We start from the raw sequence: 13,948 nt of genomic DNA on the forward strand, positions 1-13,948 counted from the left end.
TGGACACGTGTCCGCTACGTTGTCAGCCTACCGGACACGTGTCCACTTGTCGGAGCCGGAACATCAGGAGAGGCCCATGAGTGCGCCAGCACGCCGTCCGGATGCGGTGCAGAACCGGACCCGCATCGTTGAAGCTGCCCGCGCAGCCCTCGCCGAGTCCCACCACGTCCACCTCAACGAGATCGCCAAGCGCGCCGGTGTAGGACAGGGAACGCTCTACCGGAACTTCCCCAACCGCGAAGCGCTCCTCGCCGAGGTCTACCGGCGCGACGTCGAAGAACTCGTGACCGCCGCCTCCGCTCTACTGGCGGAACACGAGCCCGTGGAAGCCCTGCGTCACTGGCTCGACCGAGTGATCGACTACGCCGAGATCAAGTACGGCGTCCTGGCAGCGCTCGAGCCGGCAGCGTGGCAAGACCTTGTCGCCCACAGCCAGAACCCCATCGAAGGCGCCCTCAGCCACCTGCTGGACGCCGGGAAAACAGCCGGTTCCATCCGCACGGACGTGGACGCCCGCGGGGTCCTCCTGCTCATCGCCTACCTCGGCCGACTGGACCGAGAAGAATGGGAAGCAACAGCACGGCCCCTGATGAACGTCATCCTCGAGGGCCTTCGCCGACAGCACGCGGACCGGCGAGGGCAGCAAACCCCGAAGACATCCTGAACAGCAACCGCAGCATCACCAAATAGGTGAGAAGAGACGTCGACACTCCGCCACCGAGCGGTGTCAGTTCTCATCGACATTTCACTGCTCGGTGATCGACAAGTGCTGCCCAAACTCGGGCTCTGGTCCACTTCGTGTGGTCGCGTACACCGGGTGACTGTTGATCTTCGCCTGACGGTGGTTTTAGTGGTCGTAGGCGGTCAGTGCGCGCATGACTGGCTGGCCGCGCATGAAGCTGGCTCCCCTCGTCAGGCCCCTTGGAATCGATCTTCTAGGCTGGCGTGGTGACTGATGAGCAGGAGTGGGTGCAGCCGTCGGGAGTGTGGGCCACGGCGGTGGGGGTGGCCAGGGTGCGGGCGCTGGAGACCGAGCGGGAGAACGCGCTGTTCCGCGACCCACTGGCACAGGCCTTCGCCGCCGCCGGCGGCCTGTGGCCCTCCTCGCCGCCGCTGCCCGATGACGCGGCCGCACGACGCCGCCGGCTGGCCGTGTCGTTCTCGATCGTCATCAGGACGAAGTTCCTCGACGACCTGTTGCAGCAGGCCTCCGCGGCCGGGGTCCGGCAGGTCGTGCTGCTCGGCGCCGGCATGGACAGCCGGGCCTTCCGGATGGAGTGGCCCGAGGGCACCCGGCTGTTCGAGGTCGACACCGCCGCGCCACTGGACTTCAAGGCTTCGGTGCTGCGCCAGGAGCGGGCCGTTGCACGCTGTGAGCGGATCTCCGTCGCGGTGGATCTGCGTGAGGACTGGCCAGGCGCGCTGGCCTCCGCAGGGCACGACCCGGCCGTGCCGACCGCGTGGATCGCCGAAGGACTACTGATCTATCTGCCCGAGGATGCGGTGGAGCTGCTGCTGGCCCGGATCAGCGCGCAGTCGGCGGCAGGCAGTCGGATGGGGCTGACGTTGGGCTCGCGCGGCGTGATCGAGCGCTTCGGCGCGGACGCCGTGCCGGGATCGGCGGCGTCCATGTGGGTCTCGGAGATGCCCGACGACCCGGTGGGCTGGCTGGCCGGGCACGGTTGGGAGGCCGACAGCCACACCCTGCGCGAGCGCGCTGCCGCCTACGGCCGCCCGATCAGCACCCCGCCGCAGCGCGAGGAGCGGCCCGGCGGGCTGATCTCGGCGGTCCGCCGGTAGAGCGCCTCCCGGCTCCCTGGATGATCGATTCCAAGGGGGCCTGATGAGTGGAGCCAGGTTCATGCGCGGTCAGCCGGTCATGCGCGCACTGACCGCCTACGACCACTAAAGTCCGCCCGAAAAAATGCCTGGCTGGACGGTGGTGTGGTCGACAGTCCTTCGCTGTGAACGAAGTGCTGCCGCAGTTGAACGAGCTGCTGTTTTCCTCGGTCGAGGGCGTGTTGGCGGAATCGGTCGAGGTGATCGACATGGTCGTCCGGGTCGAGGCCCGTACGACCGCAGGGCGGGCGGCCTGTCCGGGGTGCGGGTGCTGGTCGGGGCGAATACACGGCTCCTACCTGCGATTTCCTCGTGATCTGCCGACGGCGGGCAAGTTCGTCGTGGTGTCGTTGCGGGTGCGGAGGTTCGTCTGCGAGGAGGAATCCTGCGAGCGCATGACCTTCGCCGAGCAAGTACCCGGTCTCACCCGCAGGTTCGGGCGACGGACCGAGCGGCTGCGGTCGACGCTGGTGTCGGTCGGTCTTGCGCTCGCGGTGCGGGCCGGCGCCCGAATGACGGACGCCTTCAAGGTTCCGGTCAGCCGCAACACCCTGTTGAGGCTGATCGCCTCGCTTCCGGACCCTGCCACCGCAGTACCCCGTGTGGTCGGCGTGGACGAGTACGCCCAGCGCAAGGGCCCTGTCTACGGAACCGTACTCGTCGATGTCGAGACACGTCGCCCGGTCGACCTCCTTCCCGATCGGGAGGCGGACACGCTCGCGGCCTGGCTCCCCGAGCGGCCCGGCATCGAGATCGTCTGCCGCGACCGGGCTCCCTTCATCGCCGAGGGCGCCACCCGCGGCGCCCCGCAGGCCCTCCAGGTCGCCGACCGATGGCATCTCTGGCACAACCTGGGCGAAGCCGCCGAGAAGTGCGTCTACCGGCACCGTGGCTGTTTGCGTCTCACGCCGGCCCAGCCTGAGGAACCGCAGGAAGAGGCGGAGCCTGCTGCGTCGCCCTGGCCGACAGGGCACCGGTTCGCCGAACGCACCCGCGCCAAGCACGCCACCATCCACGCTCTCCTCGCCGCCGGGCACAGCAAGCGGTCCGTCGCCCGGCAGCTCGGGATGACCCTCAACACGATCTTGCGTTTCTCCCGTGCCGCTACTGCGGAGGAGATGTTTACCGGGCAGTGGCAAAGCCGTGCGACCGGGCTCGATGACTACAAGCCCCACCTCGATCAGCGTTGGCAGGAAGGCTGCACCAACGCCTGGAAACTGTGGGAGGAGATCAGGGAACAGGGCTATCCCCGCGGATACGCCAGTGTCCGTGCCTACGTCAGCAGGACGCTTCGCGGCAAACCCCAACCGGTCGGCCCCCGCCCGCCGTCAGCCCGGGCCGTTACGCGCTGGATCCTCACCCACCCCGACGCCCTACCCGAAGGGGATCGGCTCCAGCTCAAAGCCGTCCTGGCCAATTGCCCCGAGCTGACGGCACCTGCCGAGCACGTGCGCTCCTTCGGGCACATGGTCGCTCACCTCCAGGGCGACCAGTTGCCGACCTGGATCGAAGCGGCTACCTCCACCACCGAACTGCCCAGCCTCCGGAGCTTCGCCCAACACCTCGAACGCGACCTCGACGCCGTCACCGCGGGCCTCACACTGCCCTGGAACTCCGGCGTCGTGGAGGTCATGTCAACCGGATCAAGATACTCAAGCGCCAGATGTTCGGCCGCACAGGATTCGAACTCCTGCGCAAACGAGTCCTGTTGGCGTAACCGAGAGTCACGCGACCACACGAAGTGGACCAGAGCCGCTGCTCGGCGACATAGCCACAAGGTCGGCGCGGCGCTGTTCGTTCGGTGTCATGGCGCCATCCTGCTGCCTTCACGAGCGCTCCGCCGGGAAGCGAAGTGGTCGGATCCCGGTGTGCCTGGTCGCAACAAAGAAGCCATCGAGCGCTGGCCGCCTCGGTGCCGTTCACCTACTTCCTGGCCAACGAGGCACCGGTAGCCGCGTCAATCGAAAGTCAGGTGCAGGACCGGAATTGATCGGCCCCTCGAACCGGGTTCCTGATCAACTCCCCGGCCCTGCAAACTCAGGACTGCCGGAACCGACAGGACAGAAGGGAGCGGGGCCACGTCCCGTTCGCTCCGCAAGCGACTCTCCGGCGAGGCCGGCGCCAGTCATGCCGGCCTGGTCCCGCGAATCCAGCCCGGCGGTTCTCGCCTCTATCCCTCGCGGGAAAGAGAACGAACAGTCAATGAACACACTTGGAAAGGTGCACCAACGATGAAGCTCACGCTTCGCCGGAACGGGCGCAAGCTCGTCACCGCGCTGACCGCTGCTCTCACCCTGGGAACGGGCGCTGTCATGGTGAGCGCCGGGCAGGCGTCCGCCGCCTCCGGCTTTTTTCCGTACGCCTTCGCCAGCTCGCTGCCCGGCGGGACTGCCGCTATCGGGATCAAGGTGAACGGTACGGATGGCGGGTGCCACCTCCTGCGGGCGGGTGACACCGTCGTCCCCCTGACGGGGACGGTCTTTGCCAGCGGTGGCGACCACGTGGTGGTAACCGCCTATGGCAGCCAGACCTGCAACCTCGGCACGGGTATCAGCACACAGGCGTACGACCTGCAGAGCAATCTGACGGCTCCGAGTGGCGAGAGTTCGATCGTGTTCTCCGTAACCCAGAACTTCTGGCAGTTCCGCCGTTAGGGACTGCCCTGAGTCGGGATCCCCGAAGGTGACTGCTGCCAGAAACCCCAGGTCAGAGGCCTGCCCTGGGGCAATGCGGTCGATGATCCCCGCCGTGGGTCCGGGCTGCGAAACGGGCCCGGGGTGCACGCGGCCTGCTCGGGGCAGCGGCCGCACTGGCGGGCGTCGAACCGGACCACCACCGATGTCGGCTCCGCCACCGGAAGGTCCCGCCAGTTGCCGCTGACCTGCCCGTTGGGGCAGGTGACCTCGCGTTGGTCGAAGCCGATGACGAAGTTCTCCCTGCCGAAGCCATCCCCGGCCCGGTGCTGCGGCGAGGTGCTGGAGGGAAGCGGCCCGCCCAGGGTGACGCGGTGGAGGCGGGCGGCGGTGTCCATGCCGTCGACGGAGGTATAGCCGCCGTCGACCAGGTGCTGCCCGGGCAGCAGGCGAAGCCGCTTGAGGCGGGCATGGATGCCGGGCAGCGCCTGGCCGTCCGCGCTGGAGACGACGGCGGCCACATCGGTGATGACGTTGATCCGCTTGTCGTCGCAGGTAACCTTGTCGGGCATGGGGGTGCCTCTCGGTCTCCTGATGGGTCGGGTGTCCTAGTCCAACCCGCGCCACGGGTCAGGTGAGCACCGACGGTGCCTCCCCGGATTCCCCCGTGTCGGCGTCGTCCGGCAAACGGGTCAGACGGACGGCCATGTACGGGTGACCCGGCAGCTCCACGCGCACGCGGGAGTCCGCCGTCACGCCGACACGGTCGATCGTCATGGCCCACGTGTCGATCACGTCGATCGCGTAGCGCCCGTTGGCGGGCACGCTGATGTCCCGGAACCGTGGGCGGTTGAAGCCGAAGTAGATGAGTTCGCACGCGTCCTGGACCCCGCCGCGGGGGGCATCCCAGTCGGAGGGCAGGGGGTCGAAGACGCTGGTGGGGGACTCGCGGATGACGCGGTGCAGGAACGCGATGCGTTCAGGGCTGGTCCCGGCCAACTCGCCGCCCTTGGACCACCACAGTTCCTCGGCGTCGTTGAGGTAGGTCTCGCCGTGCTGGACGTACCCGCCACGCACTGCGCCCTCCCAGCAGCGCCGCACAAGTTCCTCACCCGTGAGGTTCCCCCAGCCCTGGTCGATATCGCCTTCGTACCCGCACTCGTCGATCACGATGGGCTTGCCCCACTGTTCCCGCCAGGTGTCGGTGTTCTCCGCGGTGCGGTAGACGTCGACGCGCTGGATGCTGCAGTGAGTGATCCACGGCTTCGCGTAGTCGTAGAACGGGCCGCAGTTGTGGATGGAGGTCAGGTGACCGAGCGGATCCTCTTCGGCCACGATGCCGGCCAGACGCTCCCAGTCGGCCTCGCTCTTGGCCTCCACCAGGTCGTACTCGTTGGCCATCGACCACCACACGTTCGACAGCGCCGACAGCCGCCGGACGGCGTACCGCGTCAACCGGTCGTCGGCGTCGCGTCCGAGCTGGGCGAAGCCCCACCGGTCGTAGGGGTGGAAGAGGATGACGTCCGCCTCGATCCCCAACTCCCGCAGCGCGCGCACCTCCTCCTCGAAGCGGCGGAAGAACCGGGGGTCGAAGCGAGTGGTGTCCCAGCCGGCCGCCACGGAGCCGGGGAACGGGTACAGCTCGGGCTCGTCCGTGTTGTAGGTATACGCCTTGGGCAGCAGGCACATCCGCACCTTGGTGAAGCCGCTTGCCGCCAGCGTGCGCCGGGTCGCGGCCCGCAGGCGTTCGACCTGGTGCGTCCAGGCGTGCGCGGTGGTTCCGATCGGCAGGTACCGGGTGCCGTCGGCGTACGCGAAGTGATGGCGCTCGGCCACCCGCACCGGACCGTGGCGGCCCGAAGCGGCCGGCCCGGTCAGGAAGTCGCCGGAGAGGCCGTCAAGCGAGCGTGCGGTGGACGATGTGACGAAGGTCCAGGATCCCTCGACGTCGGGCATGAATCGGATCCGGTACGTTCCGTCTCCGTCGTAGAAGCCGCCGACGCGCAGCTCGCGCTGCCCGTCGCTGAATATTGCGCCGAGTTCGACATCGGTGAACGGGTTGCCGTCTGACGGTCCATCGAGCTCGATCTCGAACACGTCCCATCGAGCGCAGTGCTCGTCGTGACGTATGCGGGCAGTAGTCTCGACATGGTGATCCATAAAACCCACGATAGTGGTCTGCGTCGTAAGTCCGTCGGGGGTTGATCACGTTTCCGGGGCGGTGGAGGATTCTTCTGAGTGATCGGCGGTGTGTCCGTCGAGTCTGGCCCAGATTGTCCAGGTCGGAGGTGGTGAACCTCCACTGGAACGGCTGTGCTGTGACGTTGTAGCGGTCTTCGAACCCTCGGAGCCGTTCCCGGACCTCGGCGAGGTCTGTGAAGTCGTTGGGCGAGACGACCTTGCGCTGCACGACGGAGAAGTAGATCTCCACCTGGTTCAGCCAGGAGGCGTGCACCGGGGTGTGAATGAGGACCGCGTTTCGGGAACGCCTTGGTCAGGCGGTCGGCGGCTTTCTTGCCGCGTTGGGAGGAGCCGTTGTCGACGCCCCAGAGCACCCGCTTGGCGCTCGCGTAGGGCTCATGGCCTGGGCGACCAGGGCCATGAACGGGTCGATGCCGATAGTCGGGCCGCGCTGTGGTCCGGCGACATCCCTCCCACCTTCGGCTCTCTCGCACGCCAGATCAGGGCCGGACTGAACGTCGCGATGAGCGGTATCCCCTGGTGGAACACCGACATCGGCGGTTTCTCCGGCGGTGACCCGGACGATCCCGCGTACCGCGAGGTGCTGCTCCGCTGGTTCCAGTTCGGCACCTTCAGCCCCGTCGTGCGGCTGCACGGGGACCGCCTGCCGCACTACCCCGACTTCTGCACGGAGGCGACCGGCGGCCCGAACGAGGTCTGGTCCTACGGCGAAGAGGCGTACGGCATCCTCCGCGACCATCTGTCGCTGCGCGAGCGCCTGCGCCCGTACCTGACGCGGCTGTCCGAGGACGCCCACCGCACCGGCGCACCGCCGATGCGCCCGCTGTTCTTCGACTTCCCCGACGACGGGCACGCCTGGGACATCGACGACCAGTTCCTACTCGGACCCGATGTGCTGGTGGCCCCCATGTACGAGGCGGGCGGGCGGACCCGCCGGGTGTACCTGCCGTCCGGAACGCGCTGGCTCGACCCGGCCACCGGAAGCGTGGTGGAGGGCGGTACGACGCTCGACGCGGGCGCGCCGCTGGAGCGCATTCCCGTCTTCGTGCGCGAGGGAGCGGCCATCGCAGCTCTGCTGCGCTGACCCCTCGCCTCCCCATCTGCCGGCGACCGGTGACGCCCCTGCGAAGGACTGCAAAGCGATGCAGTCCGCACGCCCTCCCCCAGCCGGCAGGACCGCACCCCTGCCGACGGAGCCCGATCGGCTGCTGAGAGCAGCCGGCGGGCAGGAGGGCGATTCTTGATCCCGCACGACCAACCAAGGTCTTCCCGCCCTGTGGCCGTGCCCGCAGGTCGGTCCGCAGTACCGGTCGGGACGCGAATCCGTGCGACCCGCTCTTCCCGCGGGGCCGCAGCGTTCGAACGAAGAAAACGAGCACCCATGCAGTCACTTCCCCGCAGCGCGGTACGCCTTCTCCCCGGCCCGTACTTCGTCGACAAGGTCCACGATGTCGTCGGCCTCTACCTGGACCCGCCCGAGCGGGCCCTGGTGTTCTGCGTCGACGAGAAGTCTCAGATCCAGGCCCTGGACCGGTCCCAGCCCGTCCTGCCGATGATGCCCGGGGTTCCCGAGCGGGCGACGCATGACTACGTCCGGGCCGGTACCACCACTCTGTTCGCGGCTCTTGAGGTCGCCACCGGAAAAGTGATCGGCTCCCTGCACCGCAGGCACCGTGCCGAGGAGTTCAAGAAGTTCCTGACCAAGCTCGACAAAGAGGTGCCTGCCGGCCTGGATGTCCACCTCGTCTGCGACAACTACGCCACCCACAAGACCCCCGCCATCAAGAAGTGGCTGCTGACCCACCCCCGCTTCCACCTGCACTTCACACCGACCGGCTCGTCCTGGCTGAACCTCGTCGAGCGATGGTTCGCCGAACTGACCAACAAACAGATACGGCGAGGCGTCCACAGGTCCGTCCAGGCCCTGGAGAAGGACATCCGCAACTGGATCGCCGCCTGGAACACCGACCCGAAGCCCTACGTCTGGACGAAGACCGCGGACGAGAACCTCGAACGCCTCGCCAGTTATCTGAACAGAATTCCTGACTCAGAAGACTAGGGCCGTGACCGGGAAGGTTCGCCGGGTTGGTGCCTTCGGATTCTCATCGTGAGGGTGTGAGTGAGGCCAGTGCGGTGGGTTGTACTGCGCCGGCGGCGGCCGAGCCGAGTAGTAGTTCGGTCAGGTTATGGGGCTGTGCCTGTTCGCCGGTTGGAGCCGCTGCTGCGATCCGGTCCAGCCGGAAGCCCCGGCCAGCCCGGCGTATGCGGCACCAGGCGATGAGGTACCAGCGGCCGTCGGCGGTGAGCAGTCCGGCCGGTTCCACGACGCGGTTGCTTTCGTGTCCTGCCGCGTCGGTGTAGGACAGCCGCAGCACCATGTTGTTGGCGAGGGCGTGCTCCACCGCGGTACGGATCACGGAGTCGCCGTGCGTCGGCAGGGCAACGATCCGTGCGGCGAGTTCTTGGGCCGCCGCCGAGGCGGGGCCGGCCATCGAGGCCACGATCTTCTGAGCCGCCGTGCGGGCCGCGCCGGCGTACGGGGTGGAGGCGTCGGCCGCGGCGAGCGCGGCGGTCAGTGCCGAGGCTTCATCGGCGGTGAGGTGGATCGGGGGCAGGGTCATCTCCGGGTCGATCGACCAGCCGCCGCCTCGCCCGGGTATGGAGCGCACCGGGACACCGGTTTGCATCAGTGTCTGAAGGTCGCGCTGTACCGTGCGTGTGCTGACCTCGAACCGCGTGGCGAGCGCGGCGACCGTCAGCGGCCGCGGCGCCGCCGCGCGCAACTCTTCCACCAGCGCATACAGCCGGTCAGTGCGGTTCATGCCGCCGACGCTACCGTCACGCGGAGGCCAGGAAGCCCCGCTCTCGCCGTAGTTCCCGCTCGGTGATGGTCAGGGGGAACAGAGTGAAGCCGTGCATCGCGCCGGCGACGACGCCGAGCTGCACAGGCGCACCCGCCGCCTGCCACCGTGCGGCCAGGAACAGCGAGTCGTCCAGCAGAGGATCTTCGGTGCCGACGACGATCCGGGCTGGCGGCAGCCCGGCCAGGTCCGCGAACAGGGGCGAGACCTCCGGGCTACGGCGCTGCTCTTCCCCCATCCCCGGTGTGAACAGCTCATAGCCGCCCCGAAGCGTGTCGGTATTGCTCAGCAGCTGTCGGGGGCCAAACCTCCGCTGGCTTGGTGTCATCGACAGGTCGTAGGGGCCGAAGAGCAGGTGAGTTGCCCGGAACGCGCCGGTGATGCCGTGCCGGTCGCGAAGGCGCAGCAGCGTCACGACGCTGAGGTGAGCACCGGCCGATTCACCGCCGATCAGCAGCCGGTCGGTACCGAACTCGGCCGCGGCGTGTTTCACCAGCCACCGGGCAGCCGCTTCGCAGTCGTCGGGCCCGGCGGGGAACGGGTGTTCCGGCGCGAGGCGGTAGTCCACGCTCACCACGGCCAGCCGTGCCTGCTCGGCGAGCCGCCAAAGCCGCTCGTCCTGTCCGTCCGCGGACCCGAACGCCCAGCCGCCTCCGTGGATGTGCAGGTACACGCCGTCGACGTGGTCCGGCACGAAGACCCGTACCTTCACTGCGCCCTCAATGACGCGGTCTTGGCCGTGCGGCAGTCTTACCGGTGGCGTGTCGCCGCCGAGCCGGTTGCGCCGCAGGAGCGCCAGCCTGGCGGCGCTCGGCGCCTGCCCGCGAGCTGGACGGCTCGCGGCGGCAGCCTCAAACTGCTCGTTGAACCCCAGGGTCTCGGGGAGGCAGTCCTCATCTGTGATCGTCATGCCGTCGACAGTCTCAGCGGCCCGCGACAACGCCCTGTCACCCTTTCTTTGTGAACTGCGTCATGCTCCTGCCGTGCTCCTGGTGTGACCGGGATCGAACACCGGGTTGGTGCAAGGTGGCCTCACGTCGGCCGTCTGCGGTGACATGTCCGATCAGCACGGGGGAGATCTGATGGCAGAGCCGGTCAGGGTGCGCAGGCTGTCCGAACAGGAGGGGCAGACTCTGCAGCGGATCGTGCGGCGGGGCAATACCAGCACGGTGCGGTTCCGCACGGCGATGATGCTGCTGGCATCGGCGGGCGGCAACAGCGTCCCGGTCATCGCGAGGCTCGTTCAGCCCGGATCCACCGGCTGGATGTCTGTGGATGGCTCTCGCGGAAACGAGAATGTGCCTTGTGACCTGCGATGATGGGGTTTCTCTAGGACCACATCAGGCACGATCGACAAGGCACTTCCGAGATGCAATCTTCCCATGCCGCCGCGAGGGTCTCCGCACGGTTCGATGATCCGAATCTGGTCGGGTACGGCGGGCTGGCGCCGGTGGTGCGCCTGGCCGAGCGGTGCGGACTGCCCGCCCTGGCCGGCGAACACGTCCGGTTGCCGGTCTCGAAGGACGGCACGGGTGCCTTCCCCGCAGCGAAGCTGATGTCGCTGGTGGGCGGCATGGTCGCGGGCGCGGACAGCATCGATGACATGGACCGGTTGCGGCACGGCGCTCTGCCGCGCCTGTTCGCCGGGGTGCGGGCGCCGTCCACGCTGGGCTCGTTCCTGCGTTCCTTCACTCACGGGCACGTGAAGCAACTGCACGCGGTGGCACGGAGGTTCCTGCCCGAACTGGCCGCGCACACCGGGCTGCTGTCCGGCGCCGAATCGGTCGCCCATGTGGACATCGATGACACGATCCGCCGCACCTACGGCTACGCCAAGCAGGGGGCGGGTTACGGATACAGCAAGGTCAAGGGCCTCAACACGCTGCTCGGGATCGTCTCCACACCCCTGTCCGCCCCGAAGGCCACCTTCGCCGAGCAGGTCACCGGGTTGACGGTGCGATACCAGCGCCGCACCCCGGCCCTGCAACACGTGGTGAACACAGTGGCCGTGGCACCGGCGGGCTCGGCCGGAGCCCGGCTGCTGACCGTGCTGCACTGCGCGCTGTCCTGGGCGACCGTCCTGACCTGCCTGATGCGCATCCCCGTACCGATGCCCATCCTGCGCGACAGCGCCGCCGCCGGCCCCAGGTCATGACACGGCGCGACGAGCTTGGTCGGCACAGGCTGCGTTCAATCACACGGACCGTCGGGGTAGAAGTACGCTCTGCCGATGGCGTAGCAGATCGTGACACTGCAGCCGGGGACGGGTCGGTGGTGCGCGGCAACGGCCGCTGTGGGGGGCGGGGTCAGCCACGGGCTACCAGAAGATGGCAGAGCGCCTCCACCTCTACATCGGGGAGTACGGCAGCTGGGCGAACGACGGACGCAGTGCCGCCCCATGGACTGGTGGGTAGCCCGACAGGTTCCTGGAAGGGGATGCCGTCGAAGCCCTCGTTGCGCAGCCCGGCGCCGAGGCGGCCGTGCCGGTGGCCGTGGTGTGCAGGACGGCGTGCTGCGGGTTGGCCGGGTGCAACGGAGCCTCAGCCGGCACGGCGACCGCCCCGGCGGCGCCCTCCCGCTCCAGTACCTCCCACGCGGTCAGGGCATGCCAATCAAGCCGGTCGGCGCGGCTGTACGCGAAGGAACGGTTCTGGATCAGCTCGGCGTACAGGCCGCCGTCCGCCGCATGGCTGAGGTCCTCGAAGAACGCCCCGAAGGATCGGGCGAGATGGCGGTGCCGGACGCCACGGTGTCGCCGTGGATCACCGTCCCCACGGCGATGTCGGGCGTCCGGCTCGTCATGACGGCTCCTCAGTGCGCGCGGGCCACGGGGGCCTGGACGGTGACGAACGAGTGGGGAGGCAGCGTCAGAACGAGCCCCTGACCTGTTGGCTTCACGCCGTCGAACGGACGCGGAACCACCGCCTCGGGCGAGTCCGGGGAATTGTGGACCTGGAGTCTGTCCGCGGTCAGCAGACGAGCGGTCGGCTCGCCGACCGCTCCCCCGCGCAGGTCGAGTGTCACCTCGACCGGTTCCTCGGCGTCCAGATTGGACACTGAGATCAGCACCGCGCCGTCCTTGATGCTGGCCGAGGCGGACAGCGTGTCGAGCTCGGCGTCCCCCACCCGGCGCCGGGCATCCTCGGTGCGCAGGTGCACGGCGAGTGAGGTGGCGTCCTGGTGGCCCTTGTTCATCTCGAAGACGTGGTAGGTGGGGGTGAGGACCAGCGCGTCGCCGTCGGTGAGGATCATGGCCTGCAGGACGTTGACGGTCTGCGCGATGTTCGCCATGTACAGGCGTGCCGCGTGCTTGTGGAAGATGTCGAAGTGGGTGCTGGCCACCAGCGCGTCGCGCATGGTGTTCTGCTGGAACAGGAAGCCCGGGTTGGTACCCGGTTCCACGTCCCACCAGGTGCCCCACTCGTCCAGGACCAGGCCGACCTTCCGGCCCGGGTCGTAGATGTCCATGACGGTGGAGTGACCGGTGAGGATACGGTCGATCTGCTGTGCCGAGGCCATGGTGCGGTAGTAGCCCTCGGTGTCGAAGCCGGTGGCACTGCCCTTCGACTCCCAGGTGCCGGTCATCGTGTAGTGGTGCACGGATATGGCCTGGAAGAACGTGCGCGGTGTGGCCACGCAGCCGAAGCAGTTGATCTGCTCCATCAGGGTGCGCGTCCACTTGTAGTCGTCGCCGGCCGCGCCCGAGGCGATGCGGTACAGCTTGTTGTCGCCGTGGTCGCGGCAGTACGTGGCGTACTGCCGGGCCAGATCTGCGGAGTACTCGGCGCGCATGTTGCCGCCACAGCCCCACGTCTCGTTGCCGATGCCCCAGAACTTCACGTGCCACGGCTGGTCGCGGCCGTTGGCCCTGCGCAGCCTGGCCATGGGGCTGTCGCCGTCGCGGGTCAGATACTCGACCCACTCGCTCATCTCCTGCACGGTGCCGGAGCCGACGTTGCCGCTGATGTAGGGCTCGGTGCCCAGGAGTTCACACAGCGCCATGAACTCGTGGGTGCCGAAGTGATTGTTCTCCTCGACGTCGCCCCAGTGGGTGTTGACCATCCGGGGGCGCCGGTCGCGGGGGCCGATGCCGTCCTTCCAGTGGTACTCGTCGGCGAAACAGCCGCCGGGCCAGCGGAGGTTGGGGATGTTCAGGGCACGCAGCGCCTGGACGACGTCAAGGCGGATGCCGCCCTCGTTCGGGATCGTCGAGTCCTCCCCGACCCAGAAGCCGCCGTAGATGCAGCGGCCGAGGTGCTCGGCAAAGTGACCATAGAGATGTCGGCTGATCGTCGGGCCCTCGATGTCGAGGTCGACGATGGCGGTAACGGTGGACATGGGGGCTCCAAGGGGCTCGGGAGAATTCTGTATCGGTAAGAGAGTTGGGGGTACCTGGAGGGGAGGCCGTCAAGA

At 68.1% G+C, this 13,948-nt stretch carries 11 protein-coding genes and 3 pseudogenes; 8 read left to right on the forward strand and 6 right to left on the reverse strand.

Going from position 1 to position 13,948, the window contains the following annotated elements; all coding sequences use genetic code 11:
- The first annotated feature begins 76 nt into the window (after window positions 1-76).
- The 4 genes from OG870_RS01380 (at window position 77) to OG870_RS01395 (ending at window position 4,493) form a co-directional block, all read left to right on the forward strand.
- Window positions 77-664: a TetR/AcrR family transcriptional regulator gene (locus tag OG870_RS01380; protein ID WP_266592983.1), complete on the forward strand. Its 588-nt coding sequence runs from the start codon at window positions 77-79 to the stop codon at window positions 662-664.
- A 284-nt stretch (window positions 665-948) separates the two neighbouring features.
- Window positions 949-1,800, forward strand: a complete 852-nt coding sequence (locus tag OG870_RS01385; RefSeq protein WP_323179494.1) for a class I SAM-dependent methyltransferase — start codon at window positions 949-951, stop codon at window positions 1,798-1,800.
- Window positions 1,801-1,964: 164 nt separating this feature from the next.
- Window positions 1,965-3,791, forward strand: a complete 1,827-nt coding sequence (locus OG870_RS01390; protein ID WP_266927613.1) for an ISL3 family transposase — start codon at window positions 1,965-1,967, stop codon at window positions 3,789-3,791.
- 279 nt (window positions 3,792-4,070) lie between these two features.
- A complete protein-coding gene (locus OG870_RS01395; protein ID WP_266530042.1) occupies window positions 4,071-4,493 on the forward strand; it encodes a hypothetical protein in 423 nt (140 codons plus the stop codon).
- On the opposite strand, the gene OG870_RS01400 is transcribed toward OG870_RS01395, so the two are convergent.
- The gene (locus OG870_RS01400) at window positions 4,490-5,044 is read right to left on the reverse strand and encodes a hypothetical protein (RefSeq protein WP_266530039.1); all 555 of its coding nucleotides are present in this window, start codon (window positions 5,042-5,044) and stop codon (window positions 4,490-4,492) included. The two genes, OG870_RS01395 and OG870_RS01400, sit on opposite strands and share 4 nt — an antisense overlap.
- 58 nt (window positions 5,045-5,102) lie before the next feature.
- Window positions 5,103-6,632 carry a DUF5605 domain-containing protein gene (locus tag OG870_RS01405; RefSeq protein WP_327690536.1) on the reverse strand — a complete coding sequence of 510 codons (1,530 nt, stop codon included), beginning with the start codon at window positions 6,630-6,632 and terminating at the stop codon, window positions 5,103-5,105.
- A gap of 466 nt (window positions 6,633-7,098) precedes the next feature.
- Between OG870_RS01405 and OG870_RS01410 the strand changes: the two are divergent.
- Both OG870_RS01410 and OG870_RS01415 read left to right on the forward strand, forming a co-directional pair.
- Window positions 7,099-7,758: pseudogene (locus OG870_RS01410) on the forward strand (glycoside hydrolase family 31 protein); the annotation flags it as partial.
- Between the two features lie 336 nt (window positions 7,759-8,094).
- A pseudogene (locus OG870_RS01415) lies at window positions 8,095-8,733 on the forward strand (IS630 family transposase); the annotation flags it as partial.
- A 43-nt stretch (window positions 8,734-8,776) separates the two neighbouring features.
- Here OG870_RS01415 and OG870_RS01420 read toward each other — a convergent pair.
- The gene (locus OG870_RS01420) at window positions 8,777-9,496 is read right to left on the reverse strand and encodes a helix-turn-helix transcriptional regulator (protein ID WP_266592979.1); all 720 of its coding nucleotides are present in this window, start codon (window positions 9,494-9,496) and stop codon (window positions 8,777-8,779) included.
- Between the two features lie 16 nt (window positions 9,497-9,512).
- Window positions 9,513-10,445, reverse strand: a complete 933-nt coding sequence (locus OG870_RS01425; RefSeq protein WP_266530030.1) for an alpha/beta hydrolase — start codon at window positions 10,443-10,445, stop codon at window positions 9,513-9,515.
- Window positions 10,446-10,617: 172 nt separating this feature from the next.
- On the opposite strand from OG870_RS01425, the pseudogene OG870_RS01430 reads away from it, so the two are divergent.
- Together OG870_RS01430 and OG870_RS01435 are read left to right on the forward strand one after the other, a co-directional pair.
- Window positions 10,618-10,782 (forward strand): annotated as a pseudogene (locus OG870_RS01430) (IS630 family transposase); the annotation flags it as partial.
- A 122-nt stretch (window positions 10,783-10,904) separates the two neighbouring features.
- Window positions 10,905-11,690 (forward strand): hypothetical protein, encoded by a 786-nt coding sequence (locus tag OG870_RS01435; RefSeq protein ID WP_266530027.1) that lies wholly within the window; start codon window positions 10,905-10,907, stop codon window positions 11,688-11,690.
- 500 nt (window positions 11,691-12,190) lie between these two features.
- Here the strand turns inward: OG870_RS01435 and OG870_RS01440 are convergent, their stop codons facing one another.
- Both OG870_RS01440 and OG870_RS01445 read right to left on the reverse strand, forming a co-directional pair.
- A complete protein-coding gene (locus tag OG870_RS01440) occupies window positions 12,191-12,337 on the reverse strand; it encodes a hypothetical protein (RefSeq protein WP_181867906.1) in 147 nt (48 codons plus the stop codon).
- Window positions 12,338-12,346: 9 nt separating this feature from the next.
- Window positions 12,347-13,873 carry an alpha-N-arabinofuranosidase gene (locus OG870_RS01445; protein ID WP_181867907.1) on the reverse strand — a complete coding sequence of 509 codons (1,527 nt, stop codon included), beginning with the start codon at window positions 13,871-13,873 and terminating at the stop codon, window positions 12,347-12,349.
- Window positions 13,874-13,948: the final 75 nt, after the last annotated feature.

Origin of the sequence: Streptomyces sp. NBC_00461, from assembly GCF_036013935.1 — a bacterium.
Taxonomy (GTDB): Bacteria; Actinomycetota; Actinomycetes; order Streptomycetales; family Streptomycetaceae; genus Streptomyces.

Excerpts from the sequence above, each read along its gene's own strand:
- OG870_RS01380 (WP_266592983.1), top strand. The coding sequence starts at position 77 with ATGAGTGCGCCAGCACGCCGTCCGGATGCGGTGCAGAACCGGACCCGC.
- OG870_RS01395 (WP_266530042.1), top strand. The coding sequence starts at position 4,071 with ATGAAGCTCACGCTTCGCCGGAACGGGCGCAAGCTCGTCACCGCGCTG.
- OG870_RS01400 (WP_266530039.1), bottom strand. The coding sequence starts at position 5,044 with ATGCCCGACAAGGTTACCTGCGACGACAAGCGGATCAACGTCATCACC.
- OG870_RS01405 (WP_327690536.1), bottom strand. The coding sequence starts at position 6,632 with ATGGATCACCATGTCGAGACTACTGCCCGCATACGTCACGACGAGCAC.
- OG870_RS01420 (WP_266592979.1), bottom strand. The coding sequence starts at position 9,496 with ATGAACCGCACTGACCGGCTGTATGCGCTGGTGGAAGAGTTGCGCGCG.
- OG870_RS01425 (WP_266530030.1), bottom strand. The coding sequence starts at position 10,445 with ATGACGATCACAGATGAGGACTGCCTCCCCGAGACCCTGGGGTTCAAC.
- OG870_RS01435 (WP_266530027.1), top strand. The coding sequence starts at position 10,905 with ATGCAATCTTCCCATGCCGCCGCGAGGGTCTCCGCACGGTTCGATGAT.
- OG870_RS01440 (WP_181867906.1), bottom strand. The coding sequence starts at position 12,337 with ATGACGAGCCGGACGCCCGACATCGCCGTGGGGACGGTGATCCACGGC.
- OG870_RS01445 (WP_181867907.1), bottom strand. The coding sequence starts at position 13,873 with ATGTCCACCGTTACCGCCATCGTCGACCTCGACATCGAGGGCCCGACG.